Raw genomic sequence first — 11,204 nt, 5'->3', positions numbered from 1 at the left:
GGCCGAGGCTGGGGACTGGCGTCAACCCCTGGAGCAGGTGCGCGAAGCGCTGTCAATGCGTTACCAGCCGCTAATTGCCTGAGTTCACCGAGGGCCCGCGCAAGGCATCATGACCGCGACTTGCCTTGCGACGGCCGGAACTCGGCGGGCAAAGCCCTGGGCCTCGTACCGGCCTGTGCACAGGCCCTGACGGGGCAGGGCAGACTGCCTACAATGGCCGCATGACCTTCCTTCGCTCCACGCCCGCTTCCACCGCCAACAAATCCACTGTCTCGTCCGCTGCGCGGCCGACCACGGAGTCCACATCCGGACGGCTGGCGATTGCCGAAAAGCTGCTGCTGGCGCCTTTCGGCCTCACGCAGGCGCATCTGAGCCGCGCGCTGGGCGAAATTACCTCCCACGGCGCCGATGATGCCGATCTCTACTTCCAGTACACCCGCAGCGAAGGCTGGAGCCTGGAAGAGGGCATCGTGAAGACCGGCTCTTTCAGCATCGATCAGGGCGTGGGCGTGCGCGCTGTCAGTGGCGAAAAGACCGCCTTTGCCTACTCCGATGACATTTCCGAGGCGTCGCTGCTGGATGCGGCGCGCACGGTGCGCAGCATTTCTGCGGGCGGCAAGGCTGCCCGCGTCAAGACGCCCGCCCGGAAGGTGGCCGGCAGCCGTTCGCTCTACCAGGGCCTGGACCCGATCGCCACGCTGGACAGCACCGCCAAGGTCCAGTTGCTCGAGAAAGTCGAAAAACTCGCCAAAGCCAAGGATCCGCGCATCGTGCAGGTGATGGCGGGCCTGGCCAGTGAATACGACGTGGTGATGGTCGCGCGCGCCGACGGCACGCTCGCCGCCGACGTGCGACCGCTGGTGCGTCTGAGCGTGACGGTCATTGCCGAGCAGAAAGGCCGTCGTGAAGTCGGCTCGGGCGGCGGTGGCGGGCGTTTTGGCCTGGCTTATTTTGACGATGCGCAGATCGCCGAATACGTGAACGACGCGGTGAAAGCCGCACTGACCAATCTCGATGCGCGCCCCGCGCCGGCCGGCGAAATGACAGTGGTGCTGGGCTCGGGTTGGCCCGGCATTTTGCTGCATGAGGCCATCGGYCACGGCCTGGAAGGCGACTTCAACCGCAAGGGCTCCAGCGCGTTTTCCGGCAAGATCGGCCAGCGCGTGGCAGCCAAGGGCGTAACGGTGCTGGACGACGGCACGATTGCCGACCGCCGCGGCTCGCTCAACGTGGACGACGAAGGCAACGCCAGCCAGCGCAACGTGCTGATTGAAGACGGCATCTTGAAGGGCTACATCCAGGACTCGCTCAACGCGCGCCTGATGAAGGTCAAGCCCACCGGCAACGGCCGGCGTGAGAGCTATGCCCATGTGCCCATGCCCCGCATGACCAACACCTACATGCTGGGCGGCGACAAGCAGCCCGAAGAAATCGTGGCCAGCATCAAGAAGGGTCTATACGCCACCAACTTCGGCGGCGGCCAGGTCGACATCACTTCGGGCAAGTTCGTGTTTTCGGCCAGCGAAGCCTTCTGGGTCGAAAACGGCAAGATTCTTTACCCCGTCAAGGGGGCGACGATTGTCGGCAACGGCCCCGACGCCTTGACCCGCGTCACCATGATGGGCAACGACATGCAGCTCGACAGCGGCGTGGGCACCTGCGGCAAGGAAGGCCAGAGCGTGCCAGTGGGCGTGGGCCAGCCGACGCTGCGCATCGACGGCCTGACCGTGGGCGGGACGGCCTGAGTCTGTAGGTGGAAATCGTGGGCAGGTGCGCTTTTTTTTTGGGGGTTTGGGTCGTAGCAACTTATTGCGGCATGCCGTTGGTGCGGGCTGAGCCTGCTTGCGATAGCGGTGGCAGGTTGAAAAAAATCAGCGGCTCCTATGTTGCCAAGCAGCTTTGGGACGAGCTTGTCCTCAAAAAAAATTGGAGCGAGGTGACCAGTAAAAACAGTCCCATGAATGGTTATCCCACGCTATGGATTGATAAAACCGGTGAGCCGACGCTTTCTTCATGGCACGAAGCGGCTTCAAACGCTTGCTTGAACGCTTCGGGGGACAAACTCTGGGCTTATTCCAAAGACGATCCCAAGCGCCAGAGGCTTCAATACATTCGGATTGGCGATATAGGTGAGACTGTTTTAAGTGATGCATTGCTGGGACGGATATTTGGGAAGCAATGTTTTCAGGACGCGAAAGGAGCGCGTTGGTGTTTTGATCGCGGCACTCTTGCGATAGGCGAGCGCAAATATGTAGCACAGCTTGTGATGGATGGCTCAGAGATGCCCGGCTATGGCACGCCATTGAGCGTAGGAGGACAGAAAGACTTCTGGATTTTTGTGCCCTATGCCACCGGCTATAAAGTATTCAGGGATGTGTTGGCCTCCGACCCCAAGAGAAAACCAATTAACCCCAACGTGGATATTCCCTGGCAAATCCTTCAAAAATTGTCGTGAGTTGATAGCTCAACTTGAGCTGTGCTACATTTCAGCTTATGAATTCCGCCAAGTTTTATTTTGGTTACTTTTGGTTCTCAAGCGCTTCCGGCGGTAGAGAGATCAACGCGTGACCCGATAAAACGCACCGATTCTCCAAAAACCGCCGGACCTCCGGCGGTTTTTTTTTGCCCGTTTTAATTGTGTGTACTGCCCCGAATTGACCGACATCTAGAAAAGGAAACCTGCGATGAATGCCAAAGCCACCTCCGCCAGCGACAGCTGGTATGCGAGCGTCGAAAAGACCAGCCAGACCGACGACGAACGCATCAAGGACATCACCGTGTTACCCCCTCCCGAGCATCTCATCCGCTTTTTCCCGATCCGCGGCACCGCCGTCGAGACGCTGATCAGCAAAACCCGCAAAAGCATCCACAACATCATCCAGGGCAAGGATGACCGCCTGCTTGTCGTCGTCGGGCCGTGCTCCATCCACGACCCGATGGCTGCGCTGGACTATGCCCGCAAACTCGTCGAACAGCGCAAGAAGTACGAAGGCACGCTGGAAATCGTGATGCGCGTCTACTTCGAAAAACCGCGTACTACCGTCGGCTGGAAGGGCCTGATCAACGACCCGTACCTGGACGAAACCTTCCGCATCGACGAAGGCCTGCGCATCGCGCGCCAGCTGCTGATCGACATCAACCGCCTGGGCCTTCCTGCCGGCAGCGAGTTCCTCGACGTGATCTCACCGCAGTACATCGGCGACCTGATCTCCTGGGGCGCCATCGGTGCGCGCACCACCGAAAGCCAGGTGCACCGTGAACTGGCTTCGGGCCTCTCGGCGCCCATCGGCTTCAAGAACGGCACTGACGGCAACATCCGCATCGCGACCGACGCCATCCAGGCGGCGGCGCGCGGCCACCATTTCCTGTCGGTGCACAAAAACGGCCAGGTCGCCATTGTGCAGACCAACGGCAACAAAGACTGCCACGTGATTTTGCGCGGCGGCAAGGCGCCCAACTACGACGCGGCCAGCGTCGCGGCGGCCTGCAAGGAGCTCGAAGCCTCCAAGCTGCCGGCCACGCTGATGGTGGATTGCAGCCACGCCAACAGCTCCAAGCAGCATGAAAAGCAGGTCGAAGTGGCGCGCGACATTGCAGGCCAGGTGGCAGGCGGCTCGCGCCATGTGTTCGGCCTGATGGTGGAAAGCCACCTCACTGCCGGCGCGCAAAAATTCACCCCTGGCAAGGACGACTCCAAAGCGCTGGAATACGGCAAAAGCATCACCGACGCCTGCCTGGGCTGGAACGACTCGCTGGACGTGCTGGAAATCCTTTCGACCGCTGTGCAGGCACGCCGGGCCAAGAAGTAAGGTCTGCCACGCGGGTTTGTGCGAATAGCCACCAGGCCCGCAAGTCGCCGACCATGAACCCCCGATCAGGAGCCCATCATGCGCAGCGAAGTCAGTGTGACCTTCAAGGACAGCCCGCCGGTGCGGCTGGACCTCAACGAAGTGCAGCCCATGCCGCACGATGTGGCGCGTTGGTGGCTGGACGACCAGTTCACGCAAATGGGCTGTGAGCCGCTGCGGCCCACGGGCAAATTGCTGACCGCCGACAAGGTGGTGGTGGTGGCCCAGGCGGCTGGGCCGGTGAAGTTTGCCGAAGCCAAGTGGGCTCAGGAATTTGCCCGGGCGTCGAGCGCGGCGCTGGGCAAGCCGGTTGTGCATGTAGATGTCACAACATTAAGCATCAGCTTCTAGGTCCCCACGCCTCGATTTTCTTAAGCAATTCAGGCCTCTAGCCAGTGCCAATCATGCGCTGATTGCTGCTAAATTGATAGCAAGACAGATTTCAGCTCACGGCATTCTCGCCGTCACGCTTTCAGCGCCTGCAGCAGTTTCGCGTGAATCCCGCCAAACCCGCCGTTGCTCATGCACAGCAAGTGGTCGCCCGGCCGCGCTGCGGCCAGCACCTGCTCGATCAGCTGGTCAATGGTGCCGGCCACCTGCGCGCGATCCCCCATGGGCGCGAGCGCGGCGCGCGCATCCCAGTCCAGTCCGCCGGCGTGGCAAAACGCCAGATCGGCCTGCTCCAGGCTCCAGGGCAACTGGGCCGTCATGGCGCCCAGCTTCATGGTGTTGCTGCGCGGCTCGAAGATGGCAAGGATGCGTTCGCTGCCCCGGCCTGCGCTTTGCAGCTGGCGGCGCAGGCCGTCCACCGTGGTATGGATGGCGGTGGGGTGGTGGGCGAAGTCGTCATACACGGTGATGTCGCCGTCTTTGCGCGGGATCACGCCGCGTACTTCCATGCGGCGCTTGACGTTCTGGAACTCCGCCAGCGCCCGGGCCGCGGCTTCGGGCGCCACACCGACGTGCTCAGCCGCCGCGATGGCGGCCAGCGCATTGAGCTGGTTGTGCACGCCGCTGATGCCCCACTGCACATGGGCCACGGCCTCGCCGGCCTTGAGCACATGAAAGTCGTGCGGTTCGCCGTGGGCCATGAAGCCGCTCTTGTTCAGCAGGCCGCTGCCGAAGAGCAGTTGCTCACTCCAGCAGCCCTGGGCCAGCACGCGCTGCAGGCTGGCTTCGGCGGCATTGACGACCACGCGGCCTTGCGAAGGGATGGTGCGCACCAGATGGTGAAACTGCCGTTCGATGGCCGCCAGATCGTCAAAAATGTCGGCGTGGTCGAACTCGAGGTTGTTCAGGATGGCCGTGCGCGGGCGGTAGTGCACGAACTTGCTGCGCTTGTCGAAAAAGGCGGTGTCGTATTCGTCGGCCTCGATGACAAAGGTATTGCCTTCGCCCAGCCGGGCCGACACGCCGAAGTTCAGCGGCACGCCGCCGACCAGGAAACCCGGCTTCAGCCCGGCAGCTTCGAGAATCCAGGCCAGCATGGCCGTGGTGGTGGTTTTGCCATGCGTGCCAGCCACTGCCAGCACATGGCGTGGCCCGGTCGGGTGGTGGGTCGGGTGGTGGAGCACATGGCCCGAGAGCCATTGCGGGCCGCTGGTATAAGGCTTGCCGCTGTTCAGGATGGCTTCCATGAGCGGGTATTTGGCGCTGCCATCGGCAAGCCGGGCACGGGACACCACGTTGCCGACCACGAACACGTCGGGCTCAAAGGCCAKCTGGTCGGCGCCGWAGCCCTCGATCAGCTCAATCCCCAAACCGCGCAGCTGGTCGCTCATGGGCGGGTAGACGCCGGTGTCGCAGCCTGTCACTTTGTGCCCTGCTTCCCGCGCCAGGGCGGCCAGGCCTCCCATGAAGGTGCCGCAGATTCCCAGAATATGTATGTGCATGGCCTGTATTCTAGGCAGGGCTATCCGCGGGCCTCACACGCCTGGATCCGGTGGCCAGGCGAAAATTCAAGGAAAAAGTGCCTCCCGGCCAATATGGATAAGCGCAACCAGCTATTGATTTCATAGCGGTCGGGTGTGCCGTGGGCTGGGGTGAACTTTAGCGTCTGGCGGGAACCCAACCCAAGGCACAATCGCTTCGCCCACACCCGCATCATTGATCCGCATCACCCATTGACCTTCGATTTTGGCCTTTCCTGGCCGAAGCCAGCCGATCTTGACACCTCATACCCTTAAATCCGAAATCGCCGCCACGGCCGCAGCGCTGGTGGTGGAAGAAGGGCTGGAATATGGTCCGGCCAAACGCCGCGCCGTCAAACAGATGGCCTTGCCGGCCCGTACCGAGCTGCCGGGCAATGACGAGCTGGAAGACGCCGTCCGCGAATACATCGCACTTTTCTGTGCCGACACCCAGCCCGCCGAGCTGGCGGCCCTGCGTGAACTGGCGCTGGTCTGGATGGAGCGGCTGGTGCAATTTCGGCCCTACCTGGGCGGCGCCGTCTGGCACGGCACGGCCACCCGGCTGTCCGACATTTACATCCAGCTGTTCTGCGATGACCCCAAATCAGCCGAGATTGCCCTGATTGAGCACAATGTGGACTACGAGCCGCGTACCGTGACCGGCTTTACCGGCGACAGCGTGGAAGCGCTCAGCCTGCGAAGTGTGTGCAAACCTTTGAATGAGACGGTGGGCGTGCACCTGATGGTCTATGACCACGACGACCTGCGCGGTGCCCTGCGGCCCGACGTCAAAGGCCGGACCCCGCGGGGCGACCTGGCTGCCGTGCAAAAATTGCTCTCCCCCCAAACCGGAACTTCAAACACGTGAATCGCAGAAACATGCTTTATGGCGGCGCCGCCGCCTTGGCCGGCCTGGCGGGTGCAGGCGTCGCCTGGTGGAAATTCCAGCCCCATGCAGTGGATGAAAAGGTGGTGGCGCCTACTCCCGGCAGCCCATCTGGCAGTGCGACCGACGCATTCTGGAGCCTGAACTTCGACACGCCCGACGGCAAGAACCTGTCCTTGAGCAGCTTTCGCGGGAAGCTGCTGTTGGTGAATTTCTGGGCCACCTGGTGCCCGCCCTGCGTAGAGGAATTGCCTTTATTGGATTACTTCTATCAGGAAAATCGCGATAAAAACCTGCAAGTGCTGGGTTTGGCTGTCGATCAGCCCAGCGCGGTGCGAACCTGGCTGCAAACCAGACCGCTGCATTTCCCGGTCGGCATGGCCGGCCTGGGTGGAACGGAGCTCAGCAAGTCACTGGGCAATATCGCCGGCAGTTTGCCTTTTACCGCGGTGTTCAGCGCCTCGGGTGAACTGCTTCACCGCAAGATCGGCAAGGTCCTGCCGGAAGACCTGGCGCTCTGGGCCAAGCTCAATTAGGCGCAAGGCATTGCTGATGGGCCGTGCTGCATCGAAACCTTCGGTAACAGCCGGGAACAGCCTCTAACGGTATCTTCCGCGGGGTTTTTGAGGCGGAGCAGCCAGCCGCCAGACGGTTGGGAATGGCCTCCGGCTTGATGTACACTCTGCGCTTTCCCGGGGTAAGCCGCCTGGCTCGTCCCCGCAGTAATTAACTGATAAGCGCTTTAAAGCGTAAAAGCAGAAAGTAAGTGAAAAAAGAAGGAAGATCGGTGGCCGCGTCAAGTGCCTGCCGTTTCCAGCCTTTCAGTCAAAAAAGCTGCGCCGAGATCCCGCGCCAGCATCTACCGTCGTTGGAGAGAACCTATGGATTTAAGAAAACTCAAGACCCTGATCGACCTCGTCTCAGAGTCCAACGTCTCCGAGCTGGAGATCACTGAAGCCGAAGGCAAGGTGCGTATTGTCAAATCCAGCGGCGCCCCCCTGGTGATGCAGCAGCCGGTTGCCATGGTAGCAGCTCCCGCAGCGGCGCCTGCGGCCGGCGCGCCTGCCGCACCGATCGCCGAGGCGGCGCCCGCAGCCCCCGCCGGGCATGCCGTCAAGTCGCCCATGGTGGGCACTTTCTACCGCTCTGCCAGCCCCGGCGCCAAGCCTTTTGTCGAAGTGGGCAGCGTCATCAAGGAAGGCGAAACCATCTGCATCATTGAGGCCATGAAGATCCTCAACGAGATCGAAGCCGACAAATCGGGCACTGTCACCAAGATTCTTTCGGAAAACGGCCAGGCTGTCGAATACGGCCAACCCCTCTTCATCATTGAGTAAGCGGGCGCCTTGCCTCCTTTCCAAACCAGGCTTACCGACGCATGTTCAAGAAAATACTGATCGCCAACAGGGGTGAGATTGCCCTGCGCATCCAGCGCGCCTGCCGCGAACTCGGCGTGAAGGCCGTGATGGTCTATTCCGAAGCCGACCGCGAGGCCAAATACATCAAGCTGGCCGACGAGTCGGTCTGCATCGGCCCGGCGCCTTCCAAAGACAGCTACCTCAACATGCCCGCCATCATCTCGGCAGCCGAGGTGACGGATGCTGAAGCCATCCACCCCGGATATGGTTTCCTGAGCGAAAACGCCGACTTCGCCGAGCGCGTGGAAAAAAGCGGCTTCAAGTTCATTGGCCCCACGCCGGAATCAATCCGCATCATGGGCGACAAGGTCTCGGCCAAGCAGACCATGATCAAGGCCGGTGTGCCCTGTGTACCTGGCTCCGAAGGCGCCTTGCCCGATGACCCGGTCGTCATCAAGCGCACTGCCAAGCAGGTCGGCTATCCCGTCATCATCAAGGCGGCCGGCGGTGGCGGCGGGCGCGGCATGCGCGTGGTGCATACCGAGGCAGCCCTGCTGCACGCGGTGCAGACCACCAAGGYCGAAGCCGGCGCGGCTTTCGGCAACCCCGAGGTCTACATGGAGAAATTCCTGCAGAACCCGCGGCACATCGAAATCCAGATTCTGGCGGACCAGCACAAGAATGCGGTCTGGCTGGGTGAACGCGACTGTTCCATGCAGCGCCGCCACCAGAAAGTCATCGAAGAAGCGCCGGCGCCCGGGATTCCGCGCAAGCTGATCGAGCGCATTGGTGAGCGCTGCGTCGCCGCCGTCAAAAAGATCGGCTACCGTGGCGCGGGCACCTTTGAGTTTCTCTACGAAAACGGCGAGTTCTACTTCATCGAGATGAACACGCGTGTCCAGGTCGAGCATCCGGTCACCGAATGGATCACCGGCGTGGACATCGTGCGCACCCAGATCATGGTGGCGGCCGGTGAAAAGCTGCCTTTTGCCCAGCGCGACATCCAGCTCAAAGGCCATTCGATTGAATGCCGCATCAACGCGGAAGATCCCTACAAGTTTGTCCCTTCGCCGGGCCGTATCACGACCTGGCACACGCCGGGCGGACCGGGCGTGCGGGTGGACTCGCATATTTATGCCAACTACTTTGTGCCGCCCAACTATGACTCGATGATCGGCAAGATCATTGTTCACGGTGATACGCGTGAGCAGGCGCTGGCCCGCATGAGCACGGCGCTGGCCGAAACCGTGGTGGAAGGCATCAACACCAACATCCCGTTGCACCGCGAACTGATGGTGGACGCCAAGTTCATGGACGGCGGTACCAATATCCACTACCTTGAAGAGTGGCTCTCCAAACGAGAGAGATAAAGCCCCCACGGTGGATGTGGCCCCCACGATCGCTCACTTCGTGTAGCTTCCTGCCCCCCGAGGGGGCCGCCGCGCCTGCGGTCTGGCAAAGCCAGTCCCGCGGCCCCGGCTTGAATTGAATACCTGTCGCCTCGGCGTACAACTGGTGATGAACGATGTTTGAACTGATCCTGCTGGCTCCTGTCGACGAAGTCGAAACCCTTAGCGAGGCGCTCGACGCGCTCGACGCGCTCAGTGTGTCGGTGGAAGACGCCGATGCGCAGACGCCGGCTGAGCAGGCTTTGTTCGGTGAACCCGATATGCCACCGCCCAGGGCTGGCTGGGAGCGTTCGCGAATCGTCTCGCTGTTTGCCACTGAAACTCTGGCGCGCGATGCGGCGGGCGTGCTGGCTGCCCAGGACTTCTTTGCAGCCTGCAGCGTGGTGGCTGTTCAGCCTGTGCCGGAACAAGACTGGGTGCGGCTCACGCAGTCGCAGTTCGCGCCGGTCGATATCACCCCCGAATTCTGGATCGTGCCGACCTGGCATGAGCCGCCTGCCGAGGCCAAACAGGTGATTCGCCTGGATCCAGGCTTGGCCTTCGGCACCGGCACCCATCCGACCACGCGCATGTGCCTTCGATGGGTGGCTGGTCAGGGCGCTGCAGGCAACAACCTCGGCCGTGTCCTGGATTACGGCTGCGGTTCCGGCATCCTGGCCATTGGTGCGGCGAAGTTCGGCGCGACCGAAATCGATGCCGTCGACATCGACCCGGCTGCCGTGGAGTCGACGCGCGCCAATGCCGAAGCCAACCATGTGGTGCTCAATGCTGGGCTTCCGGAGAAGGCGTCTGGCAAATACCAGATCGTGCTGGCCAACATCCTCGCCACGCCGCTCAAGGTGCTGGCGCCGCTGCTGTGCGCGCATGTCGAAAAGGGCGGCCATCTCGTGTTGGCCGGCATTCTGGATCGCCAGGCGGAGGAACTCAAGGAAGCCTACGCTCCCTATTGCCAGCTCACTGTGCACGATGCGCAAGAAGGCTGGATCTTGATGACCGCCGGCTTCTGAGCCGGCCCAATCCCGCGCATGGCGGTTTTCAGGCCGTCAGCGGGGGTGAGCCCCCTACAATACAGCGCTAAATGAGCCTGATTACGCGCTGCCCCGCATGCGGCACGATGTTCAAAGTCGTGACCGACCAACTCAAAGTCTCACAGGGCTGGGTGCGATGCGGGCATTGCGCTGAAGTCTTTGATGCGTCCGCGCATCTGCTGCCGCGTGACATGGCATCGCCCGTGCCCGCCGTACCGTTTGCGGTCGGGGACACCGAACCCATGCCGCTGCCGGAATTTGTCCCTTCTGCGCCGGCGCCGCCAGTCGTGGCTGTTGCCGCTGCTGCGGAATCACAGGAATGGGCGCCGGCCAGGTCATTTGCCGACCGGGTGCCGCTAAGGCCTTCCGGCACTGGCCCTGCCGATGCGCAGGACAGTGCGGCTGATTTTGACCCTGTACGCTGGAAGCGGGCCCAACAGGAACGCCAGCAGGATCCGCTGGAACTGCCTGATAGCGTGTTGCCGGATGAGCCGCCAGCCCGCCGGCCGGTGATGGTGCGCCCGGCGGTCGACGATGATTCCAGTTTTGCCTTTTCGGACGTGGACTCCGGCATGCCGGATTCGCGCGTGGAGCACGATGTGTCTTTTGTGCGGGAGGCCAGGCGCAAGGCGTTCTGGAAACGGCCGCTGACCCGGTGGACCATGGCCTTGTTATCCCTGCTGCTGCTGGCCGTGCTGGTCTTGCAGTGGGCTGTCCAGCAAAGGGACACGCTGGCCGCCCTGGAGCCCCGGCTCGTGCCGGCGC

At 62.0% G+C, this 11,204-nt stretch carries 11 protein-coding genes; 10 read left to right on the top strand and 1 reads right to left on the bottom strand.

Annotated elements, in window-relative coordinates; all coding sequences use genetic code 11:
- Positions 1 to 221: 221 nt before the first annotated feature.
- From tldD to AC1D1X_RS06950, 4 genes are all read left to right on the top strand, one after another.
- Positions 222 to 1,745 carry a metalloprotease TldD gene (gene tldD, locus AC1D1X_RS06965; protein ID WP_477668382.1) on the top strand — a complete coding sequence of 508 codons (1,524 nt, stop codon included), beginning with the start codon at positions 222 to 224 and terminating at the stop codon, positions 1,743 to 1,745.
- Between the two features lie 8 nt (positions 1,746 to 1,753).
- Positions 1,754 to 2,455 (top strand): hypothetical protein, encoded by a 702-nt coding sequence (locus AC1D1X_RS06960; protein WP_477668381.1) that lies wholly within the window; start codon positions 1,754 to 1,756, stop codon positions 2,453 to 2,455.
- 229 nt (positions 2,456 to 2,684) lie between these two features.
- Positions 2,685 to 3,809 (top strand): 3-deoxy-7-phosphoheptulonate synthase, encoded by a 1,125-nt coding sequence (locus tag AC1D1X_RS06955; RefSeq protein WP_477668380.1) that lies wholly within the window; start codon positions 2,685 to 2,687, stop codon positions 3,807 to 3,809.
- Positions 3,810 to 3,887: 78 nt separating this feature from the next.
- Entirely contained in the window at positions 3,888 to 4,199 is a 312-nt protein-coding gene (locus AC1D1X_RS06950) for a hypothetical protein (protein WP_477668379.1), read from the top strand.
- A 113-nt stretch (positions 4,200 to 4,312) separates the two neighbouring features.
- On the opposite strand, the gene mpl is transcribed toward AC1D1X_RS06950, so the two are convergent.
- Positions 4,313 to 5,740, bottom strand: a complete 1,428-nt coding sequence (gene mpl, locus AC1D1X_RS06945; RefSeq protein WP_477698034.1) for a UDP-N-acetylmuramate:L-alanyl-gamma-D-glutamyl-meso-diaminopimelate ligase — start codon at positions 5,738 to 5,740, stop codon at positions 4,313 to 4,315.
- 274 nt (positions 5,741 to 6,014) lie between these two features.
- Here mpl and AC1D1X_RS06940 point away from each other — a divergent pair, with 274 nt between their 5' ends.
- The 6 genes from AC1D1X_RS06940 to AC1D1X_RS06915 form a co-directional block, all read left to right on the top strand.
- Positions 6,015 to 6,626: a hypothetical protein gene (locus tag AC1D1X_RS06940; protein WP_477668377.1), complete on the top strand. Its 612-nt coding sequence runs from the start codon at positions 6,015 to 6,017 to the stop codon at positions 6,624 to 6,626.
- Positions 6,623 to 7,180, top strand: coding sequence for a TlpA disulfide reductase family protein (locus AC1D1X_RS06935; protein WP_477668376.1), 558 nt, complete (start codon positions 6,623 to 6,625; stop codon positions 7,178 to 7,180). Before AC1D1X_RS06940 ends, AC1D1X_RS06935 begins: the two co-directional genes overlap by 4 nt.
- Positions 7,181 to 7,525: 345 nt before the next feature.
- Positions 7,526 to 7,981, top strand: coding sequence for an acetyl-CoA carboxylase biotin carboxyl carrier protein (accB, locus tag AC1D1X_RS06930; RefSeq protein WP_477668375.1), 456 nt, complete (start codon positions 7,526 to 7,528; stop codon positions 7,979 to 7,981).
- Between the two features lie 41 nt (positions 7,982 to 8,022).
- Positions 8,023 to 9,372 carry an acetyl-CoA carboxylase biotin carboxylase subunit gene (accC, locus tag AC1D1X_RS06925; protein WP_477698033.1) on the top strand — a complete coding sequence of 450 codons (1,350 nt, stop codon included), beginning with the start codon at positions 8,023 to 8,025 and terminating at the stop codon, positions 9,370 to 9,372.
- Positions 9,373 to 9,527: 155 nt separating this feature from the next.
- The gene (gene prmA / locus AC1D1X_RS06920) at positions 9,528 to 10,418 is read left to right on the top strand and encodes a 50S ribosomal protein L11 methyltransferase (protein ID WP_477668374.1); all 891 of its coding nucleotides are present in this window, start codon (positions 9,528 to 9,530) and stop codon (positions 10,416 to 10,418) included.
- Between the two features lie 71 nt (positions 10,419 to 10,489).
- A partial coding sequence (locus tag AC1D1X_RS06915; RefSeq protein ID WP_477698032.1) for a zinc-ribbon domain-containing protein occupies positions 10,490 to 11,204 on the top strand: 715 nt, incomplete at its 3' end.

It is taken from the genome of Polaromonas sp. P1_G4 (assembly GCF_056405475.1).
The sequence above is the reverse complement of the archived record's forward strand: the minus strand, read 5'-3'. Positions and strand labels throughout refer to the sequence as shown.

What these genes read in the sequence shown, in the direction of transcription:
- AC1D1X_RS06955 (WP_477668380.1), top strand. Translation starts at nt 2,685, where the DNA reads ATGAATGCCAAAGCCACCTCCGCCAGCGACAGCTGGTATGCGAGCGTC.
- AC1D1X_RS06950 (WP_477668379.1), top strand. Translation starts at nt 3,888, where the DNA reads ATGCGCAGCGAAGTCAGTGTGACCTTCAAGGACAGCCCGCCGGTGCGG.
- accB (WP_477668375.1), top strand. Translation starts at nt 7,526, where the DNA reads ATGGATTTAAGAAAACTCAAGACCCTGATCGACCTCGTCTCAGAGTCC.
- prmA (WP_477668374.1), top strand. Translation starts at nt 9,528, where the DNA reads ATGTTTGAACTGATCCTGCTGGCTCCTGTCGACGAAGTCGAAACCCTT.